The sequence below is a fragment of the Thalassolituus sp. ST750PaO-4 genome, from assembly GCF_020320405.1.
Taxonomy (GTDB): domain Bacteria; phylum Pseudomonadota; class Gammaproteobacteria; order Pseudomonadales; family Oceanobacteraceae; genus Venatoribacter; species Venatoribacter alkanivorans.
This window is the reverse complement of the sequence record NZ_JABVCB010000007.1, coordinates 1-22,670: the sequence shown is the minus strand read 5'-3', so window position 1 is coordinate 22,670 and position 22,670 is coordinate 1. Positions and strand designations below refer to the sequence as shown.

Sequence of the window (22,670 nt, the reverse complement as noted above, 5' to 3'; positions counted from 1 at the left end):
GCCTATTTTATTGCAAAAATGTTCATACGGGTTGCTGCCGGAAATTGCAACGACCCATCAATATCCATGCCCATAATAAAGCGATGGCTGGCACTAACTTCACGATCAGGACCAACATAAATACCATCAGTCGACAGTTCGTCGTAAATAATCTCGTCCGGCATTGTGATCTGAACGGCACCAACGCTACCGGAAGGACCGAAATCATTGATCAGATCAATTTTCATTCCTTTCATTTCAATTGCGCCGGTCAGATTATCAATCACCAGCCAGTATTCCTGAGAATCTTTATAGTCGGCATCAGCATTGTTGTAACTGATGCGGGTATCATCGCCAAATTCAAAGCGGGCACTCAACGTTATACCTGCCTGAGCGGTTGTTTCCTGAAGCTCACTTTCGGCCAACTCACTCATTTCCGCAGAAACTAACGACGATATGAACGCAGTCAATAAAATTGCATATCTCATCGATTAAGATCCTGTGTGGTAATAACCAGACGTTGTATTTCCAATCCACGAACTTCCACAACATTTTGATTGGGAATAAAAGGTAATTGTGCTGAAGGATTATCCTGATTATAAATTGCTATCTGTTCGTTATAGATCACCGTTTTCGGCACAAAAGCACGGTGCTTTACATCGTTCACCGTTGTCACGATATTCCCGGTTTCATCGCGCAGATAAATGTCATCGATACCAGTAATAACTTCCGGATCATCGGGATCACCAAAGGCCAGAGACTGAATAAAAATATTCCCCTGCGGAGCCTGTCCTACATCCTTAGGCAGCGCTGCTATCTCCAGACGTAACTGTGTAGACGGAGCAACCATCACCGGGTTTTTCCAGGTACCACGTGATATCTGTGAAAACTGTACGGTACTGATCGTCATCGGCTGATCAACACTTCCCATCGGCAAATACATATCAACCCCCCGTAGCTCCAGTACGCTGGCTGCAGCACCGGAAGGATCTGCAGTAATACGAATAGCATCAGCACGCAAACCGGTAGTCATGGCCATCGCCAGACCACGGTCAGCATATACTGGCGCACCGCCATTCTGATAACGGGCCAGATCGGCCGCAGACAAGCGTTCCCCCTGGTTGCTGTGTGCCCAGATCATGGTACTGGTGCCATACAGTCGGGCGCCTTCTACATCGACATAGCCCAGAAATTGTTCATCCGTCGATTTATCCCGGTTCTGATCGGTAATAGCATCAAGACGGAAATGCAGATCAAACTTATCGGTAGCAAGATCCAGCCGATCTTCCTGCTCCTGTAAATAGGCTTGATACTCACTGGTCAAACTGAATAAATTACCTACATTTACCGATGCATTACCGCTGAAGAAATCATTCGGCAAACCGCGGTAGTAAGAGGTGCTCTGATTCGCATAGCGCGGTGTGGTATTTCCAATGCCCATCCGGTTACCTGTCCACTGGAAAAATCCACGCTCTTTTTGCGTCAGGTCGGCTGCGGGGAAACCGGTATAAAAAGCAACATGGGTCCGGCTTCCAGACTCATAAGTGCCATCACCATCAGGATCAATTAAGCCTGTGTGCTTTTCGGTAATTTCACGCAGCTCACCGACCACAAAGGGGTCATCATAAGTGCCGAAAAAACCACCACTGTTTGCGGTGCCGGGCTCTGCTCCGGAGCGATAGAAGCGCAGCTCACTCATGACCAGCATTTCCGAATCCGGATCATCAGACAGGCGCAAGCGCAACTTGAAATCGTCAGGCTGCCCATAGTTACCGGAATGAATCACAACATCATCGAAGGTGGCGCCGATGCCTTCGCCAGTAACTTCACCAAGCTGTGATTCATTCAGCGGTTGCATAGCGACACAGATCACCGGGAAGGCTAAAACTAAAGCCAGTGTGCAAATATTATATTTCATAACGTTCACCTTAGTTTGAATACCATTCCCAATTACGGTAGCAAACAGCAGCTCCGCTATATGCCAGCATAATTTCCCGGTTTCCAGTCGACGATCCACGACCACACATTCCTCGAGTTGTATTAGCCCGAGCATAAACCCTGAATCCAGAAGTCATATAGAAACGCTGATTATTATTTACGGAACCCGACTGACAAGCCTGAAGTTCTACACGTGAGTTTTCATTATTACCACTTGCTTGCCAACAGTACCCTGGATTTTCCTTACTCTCTACTTGCTCAGTGAAAGCGTTGTAAGTGAAATAATATGCGTTAACACCTGACGCACCGCCACCCGAATCTCCACAATTAAAGTTAAGGCCATAGTTCCATCCCAGGGGCTGGCCTGCGCCCCGGCCATACATACATTCATTGTTATCGTCGTACTCCATACGCCGCCACACAACTTGCGGACGGAAAAGGTAAGTTTGTTCCTTCACTTCACCGCTAACATTACCGACAAATCGTACTTTCATTTCGACGTTAGCAGAATTTCCATCAGTTACATATGGCATAAGCAAGCGCGGGTTAAATATCGCTCCAGTGTCTTTATCCAGTGGAATTGAGCCTGTTGCATTAAAGGCTTGTTCAGGGTCGCTACTTTTACGTAACAGCGATGCCATATTCTGGCCATTAATAACCGAATTAACGGTGCCATTCTGATAGAAAGTTACCGAATACAGCAAAGCCGTATCCTGAATATCGTAAACCCCATCAAAACCATTAAAGGCTGCATTCAGACTGATATAGCCATGAACCGGCTGAATATCTCGGGTAATATGCTCAACCGCGGTAACGTTCGAAGAATCCAGAGCAGCAGTGCTAACTGAGTCAAACTTGGTCGCCGATGCATTCAGGAATATATCATCCAGAGAATCCCGCGTATTTTTAATGCGGAACGCAACCTCGGTGAAATTCTGCGTATCTTTATTCGCATTGGACCGATCCCCCAAACCAGCAATCCGGTCCGGATTAACCTGATCCAGGCGAACTTTAACTACCCGGTTATCACCCGGCTCTACGGTGTCAATAGTATTAATCGTAAAGGTACGGCTACTACCAGCATTACGGGTAAATGCCAGCGCCCCACTCACTGGAGCATTGGCTCCGTCTACCTGTAGCGACAGTATATCGGTAAGATTCTGACTGCCCAGAGAGGTTGCGGATAACTCATAGGCGGTTGTGAATTCAGTGTTTTCATTCAGCGTCCTGGCCAAATTGATGGTAACGGCTGTTCCTTCATCAACGTCAAGAATATTACCAGCCGGAGCATCCGCAACGCTGGCAGTTACCAATGCCGGTTCAGTTACATCGACCATCGTCAACTGCAAATCAGCCTGATTGATTACTTCATTATGGCCATCTCCATTTGTAGCCTGTAACTGCACAGCCACAACTTCATCAGACTCCTGTTCGCCGTCATTCTGCAGAGTAAATACAACCGTCTGCACATCTTCAGCCGCAGAACCAGAAGCTTTAGCATCCCAGTTCAGGACCGGGGTAAAGCTCAGATCATTCTGAGGGGCATCGTCCGGTGTGTGAGCAATTTGCACAACATTCAACTGTGCCGCTGGTGCGTAAAGACCAGTATTCGTCCGGACAACACTCACTTCACAGGTCAGCTCTGCCGCTGTCGGCTTAAGCTCATCCGGGATCGCGGTGGCTGTATTGGGCTCTTTGCAAGTCAGGGTCGAGCTCACGAAGCCAAACTCACCCGGTGAATAATCGCGGATTACCAGCTGCGCCTGATTCTGAGCCGTCAATAGCGGATCAATACCGGCATCGTGGTTCAGGCCGGTAATGGTGACCTGAAGATTAATATCCGGAGTGCCTATAGCCGGATTATTGACCACGGCAATATCAAAGCACTTATCGGCACTGTCACCATCGGCAAAGGTTACCGAATCGCTGGCTGCAACCGGTTCAATACCGGAAGGCAGATAATTGAAATCTGTTCCCGCAACAGCCGTACCGCTGATACTGTAATTAACCGTAACCTCTCCCTGCGCGCCGGACTCACGCACAATGCAGACGGATTGAGTAGCTTGGTTATTTTCCAGTACGACCATAGGATCAGGGCCGGTTACTGAGAAGTTACCGAAGGGGTTCGGTGTTACATCATTCAGACGCAGCGCATAAGTTGTATTCTGCCCGGTTTCGGCTCCTGCCGTATTGGCCAGCAGCAAGCGGGCAATTTCGGTACCTTCACGCAGATTGTCGTCGGCGCTATCAAGTGTAATGGTCAGACTCTGCTGACCACGGGTATCCGCCGGCCAGCTAACCGGAACACCTGTGCCCGACACATACGCGGCCCCAAACGCCAGATCAGCCGGATGCAGCGGATCGGTCATATCAGCCTGGTTACCCAGTGTCGCCGTGCTGGCTGCAGCATTAATATCCACATACACCGTCAGCGGTGCCTTGCTGCCACGACTGCGCTCCAGCAACAGGGTCACGCTGCCAGCATCTTCATCCAGCTGAGTACCGGCCTGAATAAACTGTATCTCACCCACAGGAGGCGTCGGCAGAATCTGCAGGCGTTCTGCGCCCGTCAGAACACGATCGTAAACCTGAATATCATCAATCAGACCAGTGAAAGACTCTGCCGCCCCCGGAATATTACCGACGTAAAGATTACCGTTATTAGCGAGCGACTCTTCACCAAGAGCAAATGGGTAGCTGCCTACCAGCTCGTCATCCAGATAAATATCCAGCCCGTCCGCGCGTTTGCTGTACACCACGTTCAGCCACTGGCGGAACGGGATATCGACAACATTGACGCTGCGGTTATCGCTCTGATTGGTGCTATTGGTCGCGTGCAGACTCTCGGCATCCGGATACAGGAAGATGCCTGGCTGACGTTCCAGGCCGCCATCGCCTTTTTGCAGAATCCCACGCCAGGCACCGCTGGCCGCTGCTTCAATACTGATACGGAAAGCAACGGTGTATTCGCTAGCCGGTACGTCCAGACCACCATCTGGCTGAGCCGCCAGACCCGGAACGATCATAACGTCCGCCGCCGACAGGGCCAGTGCCCCCCCCACAACCGGTGGTAACGGATTCGCACCATCATTCAGTGCGTTATGACCATTACCGGTCACATCCCGCTGCGGAGAAGCTGAGTCATTAAAATCCCAGGCTGCCAGTAACGGAGATTTCACCCGTACGGTAATAAAGGTTTCAGACGTTGCCGCCAACGCTGTACCCGGCGGGATATCTGTAGCAGTAATTTTGAAGACCAGCACAGCATCCTGATTCAGCAACACCGGACTGCTGTAAGACGCAGTCAGAATTGCACTACCTGCCGCACCCGCCACCAGAGAGCCTGGGCTGACAACCACATCTGAATCAGCCACATTACTGAAACGGCTATCAGATACCAGACTCCAGCTGGCACTGGCAATTCCTACTTCTTCATCATCTTCCAGCAATGCATGCAGCTGAACATTGCTGGTGTTTTCTGCCACTACCAACTCCGTCAGGCTGGTATCAGCTACCGGTGCAAAGTTGGTTTCCGGACCGTTAATCTGCCAGTTGCCTTCATCGGTACGGTCCTGAGCGTTGATCCATATCTGACTGATACCGGAGAGCTCCATCGCCAGACGCAGCTTGGCATTCTGTACCGCGTCAGTCGGAGCCGCATAACGCCAGTCACTACCAAGTGTCTGACAGGCAGTAAAACCTTCTGACCAGCGCACACTGGTATCAGCGGTGGTATTCACCAGACGCCATTCATAACCGTTGGTACAGGCGTAACCACGGGAAACCGGCGTACCACTGGTGTATTTGCAACTATCTGTATACCAGGTGCCGGAACCCGCTACCACGCGATCCAGATAGGCGCAGTCGTTATTCTGGTCAAGAAGACTGGCAACGCCCCAGTCACTGTAGGCCTGATATGCACGCCAGTGACCTTCCACATCCTGATCACTCAGGTTAATCCAGGCATCCCGTCCGGCTGCAGCAATAACGGCTGCCAACGTATTCTGATCCATGCTGGCCGAGTGGGTACCATAGCCCTGAGGCACAAGGAACTCACTGCCCGGATACTCCCGGGCACAGGCAGAAAAACCTTCCGACCAAATGCCAACCGCGTTGGTGATATTCCAGCTGATGGTACTTCCGGTGACAGTACGACAGGCAAAAGCAGCCTGCTCCACGGAGCATTTTCCGGCATACCATTCGCCATTTTCAGCAATGCGGCCACAATCACGGTTACCGGAATTAGACGGTTCTCCGCTGCGCCACCAGGAGAAGCGTAAACGGTTGGCAATCCACTGTGACTCCAGCGCCGTGTCCGTCAGATTTATCCAGACCGGTTCCCCACCCATTTGAGCAAGTAATTCTGTCATTTCATCCGGTGAACGCGGCACCGCAAATAAGCTGGCATTCTGATTATCGCAGGCAGCAAAACCTTCATCCCAGCGCCCGCTGAGACCCGTTGTACTCCAGCTACCATTGAAGCATGCGTAAGTATAAGAGGAACTGCAGGACACATCCGTCCAGGACCCGTCCGGATGCAGTACCGAACAGTCGGCATTATTCAGATTGCGGAATACCGGCTTTTGCCAGATACCAAGCTTCAGACGATCAGCAAACCAGCGGCTATTGGCCGAGGTAATGGCATTAACGTAGTAATAATTAATCCAGGTATTTTTAACCTGCGCATTGGTATTACGGATGGCAGCATCCAGCGCCAGCTCTTCGGCAGCAGTTACCGGCGCAGAAAAATAATACTGTTCACCAAATTGCTCTTTACAGCGGCTGTTGCCCAGATCATAAGACCAGTAATCCTCACCAACCTGAGGTACAACCTGCAGCGCACCATTGACCAGAGCACCTTTAGACGTCGCTACTTTCCAGGCTGCACCATCGGTACAGGCATAGTGAGCAGCAAAACTCGTGCAGCTGGCAGTACGCCACGGATTGTTCTGACCTGCGGCGGTCGTGGATTTGTACGCACAGCTGCTCAAAGGCTCCTGCCCGGGATAGGCTGAAATCCAGTTGGTAAACGGTTGATTTTTACGGAAGTGACGGCCATCTGCAGCACCAGAACGATTATCTTCATAACCTCCATCATTCATATTCAGCCAGACACGGGAAATAGTGTTTCCACGTTCAGCAGAGGCCAGCAAGCGGGCAAAATCGATCTGGATAGAATCATTTATATTAAGCGGCGCAGCAAAGACAAAATTAGAGCCATACTCACTGAAACAGGCTTTATGACCATCCGCAGGATTCGCCGCCGTACCTTGTGAGCGGGTAACTTTCCAGACATAACCATCATTACAGGCCCATGAATATTCTGCAGCACTGGTACAGGAAGTATCTGACCAAAGACCAGTGTCATCCTGGTACGCACAGTCTTCGCCATACAACAGTGCAGTTTCATCTGCGGCAGCCAGTCCGCCATTATCCGGCTGGCCAGCAGCCCAGTTAGGATACTGACTGATCGAAGCGGCATTCAGCGTCCAGACACCTTCTTTCATGGCATCAGTCGCATTAACCCAAACCTGTGCAACCACCCCCATCGCATTTTTCGCCGCCAGGTTTTCGTTATAGGTTGCCGGAGCTGCGAAGACCCAGCCGCTTCCCAGAGCCGCACAAGCTGCAACAGCCTGGGAGAAATCTTCGAGTGCGCCCTGTAAAACGGAAATTTGCCAGCTGCTGCCGTTACGGCATAAATAGGCACGATCAATCCCCGAATCACAACGTTCGTCTGCCCAGCTGGCTTCAGCATCATTATTCAACAGTGCGCAGTTTTCGCGGGTACCACCATTGGGTTCAACGGATGACCACAGCGGAGTTTTCAGACTGCGCTGATTCCACTCCCACACGGCCATATCTTCCAGCCGGTTGCCGTTGATCCAGAAATTACCACCGACTCCGGCCAACAAAGCAAAATACTGCATTTGCTGTGCATCATCGAGGGAACGGGGAGCATTAAATAAATAGCCACTGCCCAAAGTATTACAGGCTTGCTGTCCCGCTGAGAAATCCGTCAGGTTGATAGCATTTTCCGTGAAATACCAACGCCCACCGGTTGTACAAGCCACCGGTAATGCATCAGCACAATTACGTGTCCGCCATTGAGAGTCGGTGACGTCTGCCGCCACACAACGCTCATCACTGCTGACAGAGGGCTGCCCTTCTGCCCAGTTATTAATATCAACATTGAGCAACCAGGTACCTTCCGACTCCTGGTCACTAACATTGATGTAAACGTTATCGACAGCAGCCGCTGTCATGACCGCAACCAGATCATTACGCTGACTCAGAGTGACCGGTGCATAAAATTTAAACTGGCCACCAAAAGATTGCTCACAGACAAGCGACAGTGCCGTTGGTGTTGTAAATGAATGACTGGTTGCAGTAACACTCCAGGTTCCGTTTGCACCCACATAAGGGTTGTAGCAGGCAAGAGGGACAGAACTGGCGCACGGCAGATCATTCCATAACCCTGTGGTACGTTGCTGTACGGCGCAGTCTTCATTACCACCGGCGTCATTCGGTTCACCTGCATTCCAGAATGGCGCAATAACATCCGCACCGAGGTTGTAAACAAAGGTTCTGTTATAACGCTTATCATTAATGTTGATCCAGATATTTCCGGATCCTGTTTCCTGAGCCATGCGCAGCAAATCAAGGCTTTGCGAAAACGACGCTGGTGCAGCGAACCGATAATTTCCTGCAACACCATTTTTAGTGATTGCGGCACAAGCATTATGCCCATTATTGAGGTTTTCATTGAATTCACCATCAGCACCGAGACTCACTGCAGTTGCTGATATTGCCCAATCATAACCATCAAAGCAGGCAACCCTCTTAGTATCGCCACAGGTAAAATCATCCCATAAACCAGCACTCCCCCCGCTGGTATACAACTGAACACAGCTGCCGGTGTCGTTTGGTTCAAAGTAGGCAAAGTTTGAATATACCGCTTCATTAGCTTTATTAGCCTGAGCCAATGACAATGCCTGACCATCCGAATAACGACTCCAGCTTCCGGATATATCAACAAGACTACAGTTATTCAACCAGTTACAACTTTTCTCAGTGGTATCATAAAAAACTTTTCTGGCCGGTCTATTGCCACCGATATCTGGTTGTTCATATCCCTCATTCCACAACCACACTCCGGTATCCTGTACACGTTTGAGATTCAACCAGACTTTAGTGTCGTTACTCTGAGCCCGGATCAGCTGATACACCCGCATACGTTCCGGCTCAGTCACCGGAGTTTTCAGCTGGTAATTAACAAAGTCAGTGGAAGCAGTGTCAGAATCCGAGCGGCTACAGGCATCCAGAGCCTGGTTGCTAAACTGATGATCCGCGTTACGGATAATCCAATTAGTCCCGTCACTGCACAACAGCTTGGCACGGCTGTCGCAGTCTGCTGACAACCAGCGTCCATCACTCTGACGTGCAACAGCACATAAACCACGATTTACATCCGGCTCACCAGCAGCCCAATCAAACAATCCGTGATTCAGCATCCAATAGCCTTCAATGCTGTTGTCGCGCGCATTAATCCAGGCAGCAGAAACTCCGGCAGAAGACAGAGCGTTACTCAAAGCCGTGTTATCAGAAGAAGTACGAGGTGCCGCAAACTGATACAAAACACCGAAGCTTTTCTGGCAAGCCTGAGTTAATTTTTCAATGGATGTGAATGCAACGGATGAATTAGCAACTTGCCAAGTGCTCAGCGCAGTATCAGCACAGGCAACCGCATATGAAGCTGAACAATCGGAAGCACTCCAGTTTCCTGCGCCATCAATAACAGCACAATCGCCGGCCGTGCCCGAAGGCCCTCCAGCCCCCCAAAAAGGGGCAATGGCTGAAGAGTTTTTATTAATTGCCCAGACATTTTCAATTTTCATGTCCTGAGCATTAATCCAGACACCATTAGTTACATTGGCGGCACTGATGGCAGAAGACAGAGCATTACGTTGCGCAAGCGTAACAGGTGCTGAAAAAGAGGTATTAGCAGGACAGGCGTTCTGAGCGCTGCTGATATTTTCGGCTGCATTATTGTCTGCCCCCATGGCAACACTGGCAGAGCTGATCGTCCAGTTCGTGCCGTTAAAACATGCAACCCGTCGACTCTGTTCACAACCAAGATCGTTCCAGGTACCATCCGCAACCTGAGTGGCACAATCTTCGCTGCTGGAATCATTCGGCTCATTATCCTTCCAGAAAACAACGGTATCGAGATTAATTTCAGCCGCCTGCGCACGGGTAATACTGCCACCGTTGTAGTCTACAGGCGTGCCCGTATTACGTGCCAGGTCATACCAGACAGATGCCTTCGACGAAACGCTTGCTCCCTGAGCAGCAACAGCACTCAGAGCAAACGTCAGTGTGAGAAATATTTTTTTATAATTGTTATTCATATACTACAGGCCCTTACTGGAGCGGTTCTATCCGGAAGTAACTACCCGGTTGCAGCGAAAGATTATTCATAACCAAACGGCCACTCTGCCCTTGCTGAATTAAACCATCACCGACACGAATGGCATTGATATTGGCATCCATACTCTGATTAAGAATACCGATATGCAGGCCTTTACTGGTCTGGTCGATCGTTTGCGACACAGAGACATTATTCAGAACAACTTCGGCGGTCAGTACAGGATCAGGATCACCATTATTTACCGCAGGGTCATCTTTAATGGTGAGGTCAAAGCTGGTTGTTCCTGCGATGGTAAGATCCATCTGCATGCCCTGAGCGCCAGAACCCGGCAAGGTATAGATCTGCTGCTCTATACTGCCACCATTCAGATTAAGATTTTCGATTGCATATGATCCCATGCTCAGAGATTCATTACTGCCGTCTCCGGAGCTCAGGGTCAGCGCACCAATAATCAGATCCAGATCACTGACACCATAAATGGTGGCATCGATACCTGTTGAATAACCGTTATCGGTAAAATCCGTCTGATAGTTAATTTCACCATTAGTGCGCAGCTGGACATTGCGCATATTCAGGCGCTGATCTCCTGTGCGGTAAAACGCACTACCAATATTAAGATCTGCGTTAATAACACCTTTCAGACCATCGACACCAGGCGTGTCATTCGCGGCCATCGTGATATAACCGGTATTAATAGTAATATCGGAATAGCCCACATCGCCAAAATTATTGGCACCAAAAATGTTATTTCCGGCAGGGTCCAGCAGCGAAATATTTTTGATTTCAAAGCTGCCACTGGTTTCACCAAGTTCCAGTTTTAATTTGTCACTATCGCCTGTCAGGAACAACTCACTACGAAATTCCGATTGTCCGGTTGCAGGCAAAAATACAACATCCGAAGAAAAAGTCAGGCCATCCTCATCAAACTGATAGGTCAGACCACTACCCGCTTCCATCACGGTACGGAAAGCAATTTTAGAGCCGGCAGCATCATTGAGGAGCACCGTCTCCAGGTAACTGTTACCAACAAATTCCCAGACCGAAAAACGCATAGCTCCGAACAGAGTGCGCCCACTAAGGGATATCTCACCCAACTCCAGATCCAGTGTATTAATATCGCTGCTGCGGATGCTGACGTTACCGCCACTGTCGATATCAATATCTGTACGGATCGTATCGACACCAATCATATTGCCCGCGCCATCGGTTTCGATGGTGCGTAATTTCAGACTGCCGATTTCCAGATAATCTTTACCTTTACCGTCTTTATCGTTTTCGGTAAAGCGGATCGCACCCGTCGTCAGAAAATCGCCATCCGGGTTTTGCGTCGTCATTTCAATGGTGATGCCCGACTGCCCGGATACAGCCGCCATAGACTCATCACCGAGAGGCTGCATGGCAATTACCGGTGTACTTCCTGCAATAAACGAAACGACCAGCAGATTACGTACAGTCATATCAATGCCCCTCAATCTGCAGATAGCTGTTATTGGTCAGGTTCATCTGAATATCCATAGTGCCGATACTCACCGGGTTGACAGCATCACGCACTTTATCACTGCGCTGCAGGGTCACATCCTGCATCAGCATATTCGCTGCAACACCACTGGCTGCATCGGTATTGTCAAAATCGAATACCAACCCACGCTGCCCATCAACGTTCATACGCATACCTTTAACGCTGAAATCACTTAAGAGACTGATATTCGCTGACATTTCAAACACATTCGGATTGGGATAAGAATCATCCACCTCACCGGCGATATACACGTAATCAAAGTGAGAACCTTGTTTCAGCACAGCATCAAATTCGAGGCCATATTCACTGGCACCCCGGGCATTTTTAATCAGCAAATAACCGCCTGGAGTCAGCACAATATTTCGCAGCGCAACGCTGTTCAGAACATCATCACCAACCCGGGCGTTATAGAAGTTGATATTGCCGCCAGTTGTGGTTGGCAGGCCCATACGCAAGCCTTCGCCAACCAGATCGAAGGTGATGTCTTTAAGAAACAGGCCGCCACCGCTGGCATCGTAAGGGTCGGAAAAGTCCACCGTTGTGGTAAAGCGGGTGCCATCGTCTTCGATATAGGTTTCATAAGACATCGAATTAGGAATATCCAGATCCAGCGTCAGGCCATTACCATCAAAGCCGCCGGCATACAGATATGTAACCATAGAATCGCCAGCGCCTATCTGGAAATTGCCCTGTCCAAAACCACCAAGGGAATATTCATTGATGGCAATGGATCCTATTTCCACCTCAACCGGCAGGTCACGATTGGTGAACACCAGCGCCTTACGGCCACCAACATCTTTTACTTCAAGATCAACCTGAACCGGCCGGTTGGTTTGGGTGTAAACGCGGATTGGCGACATAGAAATACTGCCCACGGTGCCATCTGCACCCAGGCCGTCGTCGTCGATATAAGAAATGGAATCAATACGCGCGTCGTATTCCGACGTATAACGCAATCCCTGAGCCTGACCTGTCACTTCCGACAGCGAGCGTTCATCCAGCGCTTCAAGCGCCAGAGCAGGTGAACCGGCCATCATTGTGGCCAGGATGAGACAGCACTTTGATGCCATCTGACTCTCCCTAATTTTTTTATTGTTGTTATACGTACGGACTAGCGGTGATACGAACGTGCAAGATACCAGAATCAAAATCACCGTGCTACTTGGATACCAAACGCACGTTCCATTACCAATCCGTTGAAATAAGGAAAAACCGTTAATATTCAACTACTTAGATAGCAGCTAAACATTATGTAAAGTTCGCAGAAATTGGCCAGATTGCGTCAACCGGAAGCAGCAAGCTCAGGCGTCAGGCAGGCAGAAAAAAGCATGGGTTACATGGCGCCAGAAAGTGGCCCGAGGCAACAAATCAGGAGGGTGTTCCGGGCGGATCTGGCCACCCGGAGATCAATAGAATCAGCCCTGCGACAACAGCTCGCGCAAATCCAGAATAGCGGCATTGGCACGGGAGATATAAGACGCCATTACCAGAGAGTGGTTGGCAAACAGACCGAAGCCACTGCCATTAAGAATCATCGGTGCCCACAGAGGCTCCTGAGTAGCTTCCAGCTCACGGATAATCTGCCGCAGGCTGACCAGTGCATTCTTCTTATCCAGCACGTCACGGAAATCCACCTCAATCGCACGCAGGATATGAGACAGCGCCCAGGCGGTACCGCGCGCTTCATAAAACACATCATCCAGCTGCGTCCAGGGGGTTTTCACTTCCTGATCATAATCCGCCGGCGTTGACTGACTGGCTGCACTGTCGCCCGCCAGATCGGTATTCAGACGGCGCTTGCCCACAGAAGCACTCAGGCGCTGCGACAGGCTGCCCAGGCGGGTTTCCACATCAAACAGCCACTGGCGCAGGTTATCGGCGCGGGCATAAAACTGTGCCGTCGGTTCTTTCGGATCAGCCAGACGGTGCAGGTAGTTATCCAGTGCTTTCAGGCCGCGCTCGTATTCCGCTTCAGAAGAAGGAACTGCCCAGCTGTTGTTATCAAAGTGCAGCTGTGGCTCCGCCACCGACAGGTCTTTATCTTCAGTAGACTGGCTCTGCGAGCGGCTGAAGTCTTTACGCAGGGCACGGGTAAAGTCACGCACCTGAATCAGCACGCCGTATTCCCAGTTAGGGATATTGTCGAGCCACAAACCCGGCGGGAAAACATCATTACTCAGATAGCCTCCCTGCTTGTTCAGCAGAGCCGCCGTGACTTCCATCAGCGTTGCGGTGGTGGTGAAACCAACCACCGGCTCTACCCCCATCGCCTCAGCACGCTGCATAGCGCGCTCGCGCACCGGGAACATATCCGGCTCAGAGCTCCACAGAAATCCCAGAACAATGCATACCAGCAGATACACCACCAGCCCCAGCAGTACCGCGCTGCGTACCACACCACCATCAGTCCACCAGTCCTGCAGACGCTCACGCATATCCAGAATTTTGTTCTGCAACTGCCCCTTCATATCTTCCTTTCCTTTGTCTGTATCGCAAAAAACAGCAGCAAGCCTACCCGCCACCGCCCGTTCGGACAAGCTGCACACAGCTGATATACTGCGGCAACTCAATTAGTCTGTACCGCTTTGGCGGTTAACCCTGTCAGCCGAGGCCAGGCCATGTCCGCCAGTCAGAATTCCCCAGCCCAGAGCCACAGCGCACTCAGCCACAGCGAACTGAGCCATCGCTATCAGCGTATTCTTGAGGCGATGTCTGAAGGTGTCTACGGCCTTAATGCTGCAGGCCACGCGACTTTTGTAAACCCGGCGGCCGAACGTCTGACCGGCTGGAGCCAGGCCGAAATCGAAGGCCAGAGTATCCACCGCTTTCATCATCACAGCCATGTGGATGGCCGCCATTATCCGCAGGACGATTGCCCGATTTACCAGACCCTGCAGACCGGCATCACCGCCTACAGCGATCAGGAAGTCTTCTGGCGCAAAGACGGCAGCTGGTTTCCGGTGGAATATTCCAGCACCGCCATCATCGACAACGGTGTCATTACCGGCGCGGTGGTGGTGTTCAAAGACATCAGTGAACGCCTGCAACATCAGCGCTCACTGCAGGCTGCCCTTGATCAGGTAGGTCAGCTGCAGCGCCAGCTGCAGGCCGAAAACCAGTACCTGCAACAGGAGCTGCGTGATCAGCAGGGTGAATCGGAACTGCTCGGCCAGAGCGATGGCATGCTGCAGCTGCAGCACAGCATCCGCCAGGTGGCGCCGACCCCCAGCTGCGTACTGATTCTGGGTGAAAGCGGCAGTGGTAAAGAGCTGGTCGCACGCAGTCTGCATCAGCAAAGCCCACGTGCCGCCAAACCCATGGTGCGGGTGAACTGCGGCGCCATGGCGGAAAACCTGCTCGAAAGTGAGCTGTTCGGCCACGAACGTGGTGCCTTTACCGGCGCCCACCAGCGCCGCATCGGCCGCTTTGAACAGGCCGACGGCAGCACTCTGTTTCTCGATGAAATCGGTGAGCTGTCCGCTGCCGCCCAGGTCAAGCTCCTGCGCGTGCTGCAGGAGGGTGAAATCCAGCGCCTGGGCAGCCAGCACACCATTAAGGTAGATGTCCGTATCATTGCCGCCACCCACCGCGATCTGGCTGCCATGGTACAGAGTGGCCAGTTCCGCTCCGACCTGTATTTCCGCCTCAATGTCTTCCCTTTGCATGTACCGCCTCTGCGTGAACGCCAGGCTGATATCCCGCTGCTGGCCACCCACCTGCTTCAGCGGCTGGCCAGCCGTCTGAACCGCAAGGCGCCGGCCCTGCAACCGGCACAACTGCGCCAGCTGATGAACCATCCCTGGCCGGGTAACGTGCGCGAGCTGGCCAACGTGCTCGAGCACGGCCTGATTCTCAGCAGCGACCAGCTGCAACTGCCGCTGTTACAGAGCATGACCAGCCTGCAGGATCACAACGGGCAGGAGACAAAGCCACTCCCTCTGCAGGAAGCCGAGAAGCAGCATATCCTGCGCGCCCTGAACTATTGTGGCGGTATGATCGGTGGCGATAAGGGCACCGCGAGACTGCTGGGCCTGCCGGTTTCCACCCTGCGCTCACGCATGAAAAAGCTGGGCTTACTGTAACAAGAAGCGACATATCGCATAAAACCATATATCGACTCTGAATATCGTTTTCACATCTGAGGTAATGACCAGAACCCCAGTATTTATGCGCCCTGAATAACTGGTACGCCGGTTGCCATAGGAGCCTGTCAAAGATTTTCACAGGTTCTGATGGTTATGATCCCCCGCATTCCCCTGCTCTCCGCTTTGTTCACCGCTGCCCGCCGCCGCCACGACAACCGCATCCCCCTGCATATGATTGACGAGCCGCCGCACCGGGTGCGTCTGGCCAGCGGCCTGTTCCGCAACTGGCGCCGTGCTGTTGGCTGGCCGCTGCTGGCAGTATTCTTTATCACCCCATGGCTCAGCTGGCAGGGCAAACCTGCGGTGTTTTTTGACCTCAATGCTCAGCAGTTTCATATCGGCGGCTGGCTCCTGTGGTCGGAAGATCTGTTGCTGCTCAGTGGTCTGCTGATCGGCAGTGCCTTCGCCCTGTTTTTTGTTGCCATGTACGCCGGCCGCCTGTGGTGTGGCTTCAGCTGTCCGCAGACGGTGTGGACCTTTATGTTTATCTGGCTGGAAGAGAAAATCGAAGGCTCACGCCAGATGCGCCGCAAGCTGGATCAGGGTAAAGGGAGCCGCCAGCAGAAGGTTCGCCGGGCACTGAAGTTTGTTGCCTGGGGACTGCTCAGTCTGGCGACCGCCATTACCATCATTGCCTACTTCTACCCGCTGGCGCAGTGGTGGAGTGATGTTATCCAGGGAGATATCAGCAACGTCGCCATGTTCTGGCTGATCCTGATCAGCACCCTCACCTTTCTCAACGCCGGCTGGCTGCGTGAATCGGTCTGCACCCATATGTGCCCCTATTCCCGCTTTCAGTCGGTGATGTTCGATAACCAGACCCGCACCGTACGCTACGACAGCGCGCGTGGCGAACCCCGGGGGAAGCACAACCCTGACAATACCAACAGCGGCGGCGATTGCATTGACTGCGGTCTGTGTGTGCAGGTCTGCCCGACCAATATTGATATCCGTGACGGTCTGCAGATTGCCTGTATCGACTGCGGTGCCTGCATCGATGCCTGTGACAAAGTAATGCTGCAAACCGGTCGTGCCACCGGCCTGATCACCTATCAGCCAGAGCAACAGCTAAGCCCGCTGCAGCGCTGGCGTCTGTGGGGTTATGGCGCACTGGCACTCAGTGCCTTTGCCGTCATTCTGGTCACCACACTGCTGCAACCGCCACTGAGTGCCAGCCTGGAGCGCGACCGCCTGGCTCTGTACCAGCTGACACCGGACGACACCCTGATCAACCGCTACACCCTGAAGCTGCACAACCGCAGCCAAGACGCTATGCAGCTGACGGTTTACGATCAGCAGCAGATCCTGTTGCACACCACCCTCAGCGCCGGTCAGCGCGCCGCCCACAGTCTGGATATCGAACGTACCACCGACACCCCAAGCCAGGCGCTGGAGTTACGTATTGAAGACCAGCGCAGCGGCTATCAGCAGGAACTGCCAGCGCGCTTTACCAACCCCAGAGTGCGTACCGCCAGCCTCGCGGCAAACAATTAAGGGCCCGATCAACGCCCACAAAAAAGCCCGTATGGAGTTCCATACGGGCTTTTTTTAAGACCGGTTAAAAGCGTCTGTTACATACGATAGTTCGCCTGGAAAGACAGACCCAGTGCATTCACATCGAACTCACCTTTCAGGTTGTCGGCGCCTTTCTGCTCATCGTCCAGATCGTAGTTGTACTCGTCGATCTTGGATTTATCGATAAACAGGTACGCCACGGCCGCATCAAAGCTCCAGCTGTCGTTCAGGTTGTAGGTGGCACCTGCAGTCAGCCACTGACGGTCGTTATCCGGTACACGCGCAGTACGGTGCTCGTCCTTAACCGGTGAAGCGTCAAAGGCGTAACCGGTACGCAGCGTCCAGTCCTGATTCAGGCTGTACTCAGCACCCACAGAGTAAGACCAGGTGTCATGCCATTTTTCAACGATATGGCCAACGTAGTTCTCACCCAGACCACTCAGGTCATCGATGATGCCGGACTTGGTCGCGATCACATCGAAGTATTTGAACGAAGACCAGTCGGTCCAGGTCGCACCCGCCAGCAATTGCAGACGGTCATCCAGCTTATGCGCGATGCTGAAGGTCGCAGAACGCGGGCCGGTCAGAGGTACACGGGAGTCCTGCTTATCGACTTTACCGGTTCCGTTAACCGGGTAAATACCCGCTGGCAAATCAACAACAGTTCCGGAAACGATCATCGGAGCTGGGTCAGCATAGGCCACGACACCCTCTGACTTCTTAAACTCAGACTTACCTTTCAGGTCAAAGTCGATCTCAGAGCGGTAAGCAAAGCCCAGCGTGGTGGACTGGCTGGCATCCCACATTACGCCGAAGTTCCAGCCATAACCGATATCATCGCCTTTGACTTCAAACTTGTTTTCATAGCCTTTGTACTGAGGATCGGTAGCACCAGGAGCACCAAAAGGCACCAGATCCAGTTCTTTGCTCAGCAGACCCTGAGCGTAAACAATATCAATACCCACACCGAATGACAGGGTATCGCTCAGCTGATAAGAGAAGGTTGGCTGAATATCAATGGCAGACAGCTGAGTCTCATCGGCAAAACCGCCGGCCAGAGAGCCGCTTTTGTAATCCGTTGCGGTACCGAACGGCGCGAAAATGCCCAGACCCACGGCCGCTTTGTCATCCAGCTTGTGCACGATATAGCCAAACGGAATGACTTTATCCGGCATAAAATCGCCACCGTCGTTATACACACCGGCTTCAGCAGTATCGCTGGTCACCATACCAGTCGGGTTGGTGCGTACACCTTCAAAACTGCCTTCCAGCTGCAGATAGGTAAAACCAAAGCTGGCCTGGGAGCGCTCAAGACGGCTCATACCGGCCGGGTTAAAGAACACCACAGAAGCATCGTTGGCAACCGCTGCGCTGCCGGCAAAGGCGCGGCCGGCGCCACTGGCGCTTTGCTCATTAATTTTAAAACCGGAAGCCTGAACACCGGCGCTGAACAGGGAAGCTGCCGCTACGGCAACCGCCAGAACGGATGGTTTATTGAACATCAGAACACCTTGCTGAAACGCTATGTGAGCCGCCCGGTCAGGAGAACCCCACAGGCGGAATAACCGACGGATTTATTACTGTTCGTCGAATGCGGCGGCAGTATGCCAGCACAAAAACGGCCAATTTGTATCAGATGGTAATCATTAGGTAACTTATTGAAACAAATTAGGCTTCAAATGACTTTTTTGAACATCCATGTTCAGTATTGAAAAAAACACCACGGAACCTGTACGCCATTGCAGGGTCGGCGCAACGCCAGCACAAGCTCTGCACAAAATCATGGCGGGGTCGTATGCGCTAACCGACCACAGGTATACTGCCGCTTTTTCCGGAATAATCTGTCATGAGCCCAGCAGCCATACATTCTGCAATCGGCCCCACCAGCGTGCAGCCAGTCGCCATTGCGCGTACGCCGTTTGCCGAAAAATTTGCCATTCCGCGCCAGCCACAACTGGCACCAGCTGCACGGGCGGTGATTGAGCTGCTGCCACCTTACAATCAGCCGGAAGCCCTGCTTGGTCTGGAGCAGGTCAGCCATATCTGGCTGCTGTTTCAGTTCCATCAGGCACCGGCCGATGATCCTGCAGCACCGCGGCTGCGGGTACGGCCACCGCGTCTGGGCGGCAACGAGAAACTGGGAGTATTCGCCACGCGCAGCACCCACCGCCCCAACGGTATTGGCCAGTCAGTGGTCAGGCTGGAAAAAGTGGAAGGCACGCGATTATGGGTATCCGGTGTCGATCTGCTCGACGGCACTCCCATCCTGGATATCAAACCCTATGTCCCCTACGCCGACAGCATCGCAGACGCCGACAATGGCATCGCCAGCGAAGCGCCGGCCACCGTCAGCGTCAGCTGGCAGCCAGACGCTTTAGCAGCAGCACAACAACAGGCGAAAAGACTGGGGGAAGACGTTGTGGCACTGGTGGAACAGTGCCTGGCTCAGGACCCAAAACCGGCTTATCAGCAGCCGGATGAGAGCCGCCGTTACGGTGTGCGTTTCTGGGATATCAATGTGGTCTGGCATTACCCGCAAAGCGGCGGGATTTGTGTTCTGTCGGTTGAGACTGACGGAGCCATATAAGCTCCGCCACAGCCCGACATCCGCACTCAGCGTAAAAAATACAGCCGCTGTTTAAAGGATGTCAGGCCACGGGCCTTAAAGCGCGGCTCTTGCTCGATCAGTTCCCGCTCCTCCGCCAATGTCAGCGTATACAACGCATCGTAGTGAGCATGTACTTCGGCGTCACTGAGCGCAAACGGTGGGCCGTCCATCTGGCTCTGATCATAATCGAGGGTCACCAGCATCTGTGGCGCACCATGACTGAGAGCATGCAGATGCTGGCTGTATTGCCGGCGCATACTTTCCGGTAACGCCACCAGTGCCGCACGGTCATACACCGCATCGATATCGCCACCCAGCTCACGCTGCAGCAATTCCCGGCTGACGTTAAAGAAATCACCGGCAATCAGTAATACGCCGTCGCCACGATAAAACACCTGCTCATCTTCACGGTTTTTTTCAATGGCAATGTCCAGTTCCGCAGTCAGCTGAGCGGCCAGTTCGTCCAGCGCAATTTCACTGAGTTCAATGCCGACCACGCCATAACCAGCCTGACGCAACCAGAACAGATCCAGCGTTTTTCCACACAGCGGCAACAACACTTTGCTGCCTGTGGCCAGATGCATATCCGGCCAGTATTTCAGCAGGACTTTATTTACCTCATCGAGGTGAAAACCAATCTCTTTTTTTGACCATTTGTCGTGCCAGAATTCGCTGTGCATGAATACCCCATCTGCCAATCTCAACACGCCGACAATGCGGCGCAAAGGTTGTTTATAACCGATCAGACATACCGATTCCAATCCGACTCTGGTCGTTCTCTGCCGGTCGGCCTATTCCGCTGCTTTATCCGACCAGACCGCCAGCTCATTGCCACCGGGTTCTGAAAAATGAAAACGCCGGCCACCGGGAAAACTGAATACCGCCTTTGTTATTTGCCCGCCAGCCTCTTCTACCCGTGCCAGACAATGTTCCAGCTCCGCAGAATAAAACACCAATAATGCACCGGCGGCCGGCGCTTTTTCAGGGTCCAGATAAAAACCACCATCCAGTCCGGCTTCGGCTGCAAAAAAAGCACAGTATTCCGGGCCATAGTCCTGAAATGTCCAGCCAAAAACCTGCTGAAAAAAGGTTTTACTGGCCGCCAGATCGCGGCTGGAAAATTCGACGTAATTTAATTTTTCCTGCATACATACTCCCTGTATCAGATACTGTCTGACTGTGAATAAAGTCCATCACCATAGCCTGAATAACGGCCACAAAAAAGCCGGAATAAATCCGGCTTTTAAGACGATCAATTTCGTAACTCAGGCCTTTTTGGTGTAAGCACTGATAATCACAATACGCGTACCGTTTACCCGGCCTTCAATATGCTCCGGGTTATCAGTCAGGCCAATACCACGCACCATGGTGCCGCGCTTGGCAGTAAAGTTGGCGCCTTTTACATCCAGGTCTTTGATCAGGGTGACGTTATCACCGGCCTGCAGCACAGCACCGTTGCTGTCACGGGTTGGTTCGCGGTCATCATCTGCCGCTGCGGCACTGGTTTCTGCCCATTTGCGGGTGTCGTCTTCCATATACATCACATCCAGCAGATCCTGCGCCCATGGCTCGGCCGACAGACGCTTCAGCATACGGTAAGCCAGCACCTGTACCGCCGGAACCTGGCTCCACATGCTGTCATTCAGGCAACGCCAGTGGTTAGCATCCGGCTCAGCACCTTCAACCTGGGCTTTACAGGTCGCGCAGAGAACAACACCGCTGTCGACGGTCAGCTGGCTGTGCGGCGGCACCAGAAACGGAGAAAGATCGTTGGCAGAAGTACACAGCTCGCACTGATTAGCCGCGCGCTGCAGCAGACTTTGTTCGATAGACATAAGCATTACCCTTAAATTAAGGCGGGCCATTATGCACAAAAACACCCTTTTTGTCGCCTGTGTCAAAAACTGTAAAGCCCCATCAGGGCGTAATGCTGTTAACTTAAAGTTTTAAATCATTTTGAAACGCCCAATGCCTCGCAGGGGAACTTATCCCTTTGCCGGCGGGGCTTTATACCTGACCGCCATGGATGGCGGAAATGCATGTTTTGCAGGAGCAAAAACAGGCCCAGCTTCGCGCTGTGCAGGCCTTTCTCCTCAATTCAGACCACCTCGGTCACGGCAACGCGGATAATGGGCCATCCATGGCCCTATCCGCTCGCTCTGCATCCCTGCAGAGACGCACCGGCTCGGTGCTCTTCATTCCGGCGTCCTGCAGGCGCATTCATTATTCCGCTCAGCGGCTTTTCAAAACGGACATTTTCAGCTGGAAGAAATGACGTTGCGGCTGAGATAAACCGCGCCTCTGGGCCCGCCGCCATGAACGATGATTTTTACGATCTGACTGGCATGGATGCCAGACAAGCGTATGTGGCCATGGATGGCCAATATACGCGTGGTCAGTAAAAAACGAGTGAATAAGGATTACGGGCCAGAAAGCGCAAAGCAGGGGCCCGGGGAGAAGTGTAGTGGTCTAATCAATCCGGACACCCGCTTAGGTGATAAAATCACAACCCAAGAGGTGTCCAATGAAAAAACA

Annotated in this window: 13 protein-coding genes; 3 read left to right on the top strand and 10 right to left on the bottom strand. The window is 52.3% G+C overall.

Going from position 1 to position 22,670, the window contains the following annotated elements; genetic code table 11:
• Positions 1–2: 2 nt before the first annotated feature.
• The 6 genes from HUF18_RS05995 to HUF18_RS05970 form a co-directional block, all read right to left on the bottom strand.
• The gene (locus HUF18_RS05995) at positions 3–467 is read right to left on the bottom strand and encodes a DUF6160 family protein (RefSeq protein ID WP_225691506.1); all 465 of its coding nucleotides are present in this window, start codon (positions 465–467) and stop codon (positions 3–5) included.
• Complete coding sequence (locus HUF18_RS05990) at positions 464–1,897, bottom strand: hypothetical protein (RefSeq protein ID WP_225691505.1); 1,434 nt, start codon at positions 1,895–1,897, stop codon at positions 464–466. The genes HUF18_RS05995 and HUF18_RS05990 overlap by 4 nt, the downstream gene beginning before the upstream one ends.
• A gap of 10 nt (positions 1,898–1,907) precedes the next feature.
• Positions 1,908–10,328, bottom strand: coding sequence for a lectin-like protein (locus HUF18_RS05985; RefSeq protein ID WP_225691504.1), 8,421 nt, complete (start codon positions 10,326–10,328; stop codon positions 1,908–1,910).
• A gap of 13 nt (positions 10,329–10,341) precedes the next feature.
• Entirely contained in the window at positions 10,342–11,805 is a 1,464-nt protein-coding gene (locus HUF18_RS05980; protein ID WP_225691503.1) for a DUF6160 family protein, read from the bottom strand.
• 1 nt (position 11,806) lies between these two features.
• Positions 11,807–12,937, bottom strand: a complete 1,131-nt coding sequence (locus HUF18_RS05975) for a DUF6160 family protein (RefSeq protein ID WP_342453560.1) — start codon at positions 12,935–12,937, stop codon at positions 11,807–11,809.
• Positions 12,938–13,282: 345 nt separating this feature from the next.
• Entirely contained in the window at positions 13,283–14,335 is a 1,053-nt protein-coding gene (locus HUF18_RS05970) for a DUF2333 family protein (protein ID WP_145469130.1), read from the bottom strand.
• Between the two features lie 150 nt (positions 14,336–14,485).
• On the opposite strand from HUF18_RS05970, the gene HUF18_RS19605 reads away from it, so the two are divergent.
• Together HUF18_RS19605 and ccoG are read left to right on the top strand one after the other, a co-directional pair.
• Positions 14,486–15,949, top strand: a complete 1,464-nt coding sequence (locus HUF18_RS19605) for a sigma-54 interaction domain-containing protein (RefSeq protein WP_274704257.1) — start codon at positions 14,486–14,488, stop codon at positions 15,947–15,949.
• A 156-nt stretch (positions 15,950–16,105) separates the two neighbouring features.
• Positions 16,106–17,506, top strand: coding sequence for a cytochrome c oxidase accessory protein CcoG (gene ccoG / locus HUF18_RS05950; protein WP_225691501.1), 1,401 nt, complete (start codon positions 16,106–16,108; stop codon positions 17,504–17,506).
• 77 nt (positions 17,507–17,583) lie between these two features.
• On the opposite strand, the gene HUF18_RS05945 is transcribed toward ccoG, so the two are convergent.
• On the bottom strand, positions 17,584–19,029 hold the full coding sequence (locus HUF18_RS05945; RefSeq protein ID WP_225691500.1) for an OmpP1/FadL family transporter: 1,446 nt from the start codon (positions 19,027–19,029) through the stop codon (positions 17,584–17,586).
• A 344-nt stretch (positions 19,030–19,373) separates the two neighbouring features.
• On the opposite strand from HUF18_RS05945, the gene tsaA reads away from it, so the two are divergent.
• On the top strand, positions 19,374–20,114 hold the full coding sequence (gene tsaA / locus HUF18_RS05940; RefSeq protein WP_225691499.1) for a tRNA (N6-threonylcarbamoyladenosine(37)-N6)-methyltransferase TrmO: 741 nt from the start codon (positions 19,374–19,376) through the stop codon (positions 20,112–20,114).
• 26 nt (positions 20,115–20,140) lie between these two features.
• On the opposite strand, the gene tmpT is transcribed toward tsaA, so the two are convergent.
• The 3 genes from tmpT to HUF18_RS05925 form a co-directional block, all read right to left on the bottom strand.
• Positions 20,141–20,815 carry a thiopurine S-methyltransferase gene (tmpT, locus tag HUF18_RS05935; RefSeq protein WP_225691498.1) on the bottom strand — a complete coding sequence of 225 codons (675 nt, stop codon included), beginning with the start codon at positions 20,813–20,815 and terminating at the stop codon, positions 20,141–20,143.
• Positions 20,816–20,926: 111 nt separating this feature from the next.
• Positions 20,927–21,283 carry a VOC family protein gene (locus HUF18_RS05930; RefSeq protein WP_145469124.1) on the bottom strand — a complete coding sequence of 119 codons (357 nt, stop codon included), beginning with the start codon at positions 21,281–21,283 and terminating at the stop codon, positions 20,927–20,929.
• A gap of 117 nt (positions 21,284–21,400) precedes the next feature.
• Entirely contained in the window at positions 21,401–21,970 is a 570-nt protein-coding gene (locus HUF18_RS05925) for a PhnA domain-containing protein (RefSeq protein WP_225691497.1), read from the bottom strand.
• Positions 21,971–22,670: the final 700 nt, after the last annotated feature.

Coding starts and splice junctions, on each gene's coding strand:
- HUF18_RS05980 (WP_225691503.1), bottom strand. CDS start 11,805: ATGACTGTACGTAATCTGCTGGTCGTTTCGTTTATTGCAGGAAGTACA.
- tsaA (WP_225691499.1), top strand. CDS start 19,374: ATGAGCCCAGCAGCCATACATTCTGCAATCGGCCCCACCAGCGTGCAG.
- tmpT (WP_225691498.1), bottom strand. CDS start 20,815: ATGCACAGCGAATTCTGGCACGACAAATGGTCAAAAAAAGAGATTGGT.
- HUF18_RS05930 (WP_145469124.1), bottom strand. CDS start 21,283: ATGCAGGAAAAATTAAATTACGTCGAATTTTCCAGCCGCGATCTGGCG.
- HUF18_RS05945 (WP_225691500.1), bottom strand. CDS start 19,029: ATGTTCAATAAACCATCCGTTCTGGCGGTTGCCGTAGCGGCAGCTTCC.
- HUF18_RS05995 (WP_225691506.1), bottom strand. CDS start 467: ATGAGATATGCAATTTTATTGACTGCGTTCATATCGTCGTTAGTTTCT.
- HUF18_RS05970 (WP_145469130.1), bottom strand. CDS start 14,335: ATGAAGGGGCAGTTGCAGAACAAAATTCTGGATATGCGTGAGCGTCTG.
- HUF18_RS05990 (WP_225691505.1), bottom strand. CDS start 1,897: ATGAAATATAATATTTGCACACTGGCTTTAGTTTTAGCCTTCCCGGTG.
- HUF18_RS05925 (WP_225691497.1), bottom strand. CDS start 21,970: ATGTCTATCGAACAAAGTCTGCTGCAGCGCGCGGCTAATCAGTGCGAG.
- HUF18_RS05975 (WP_342453560.1), bottom strand. CDS start 12,937: ATGGCATCAAAGTGCTGTCTCATCCTGGCCACAATGATGGCCGGTTCA.
- HUF18_RS05985 (WP_225691504.1), bottom strand. CDS start 10,328: ATGAATAACAATTATAAAAAAATATTTCTCACACTGACGTTTGCTCTG.
- HUF18_RS19605 (WP_274704257.1), top strand. CDS start 14,486: ATGTCCGCCAGTCAGAATTCCCCAGCCCAGAGCCACAGCGCACTCAGC.
- ccoG (WP_225691501.1), top strand. CDS start 16,106: ATGATCCCCCGCATTCCCCTGCTCTCCGCTTTGTTCACCGCTGCCCGC.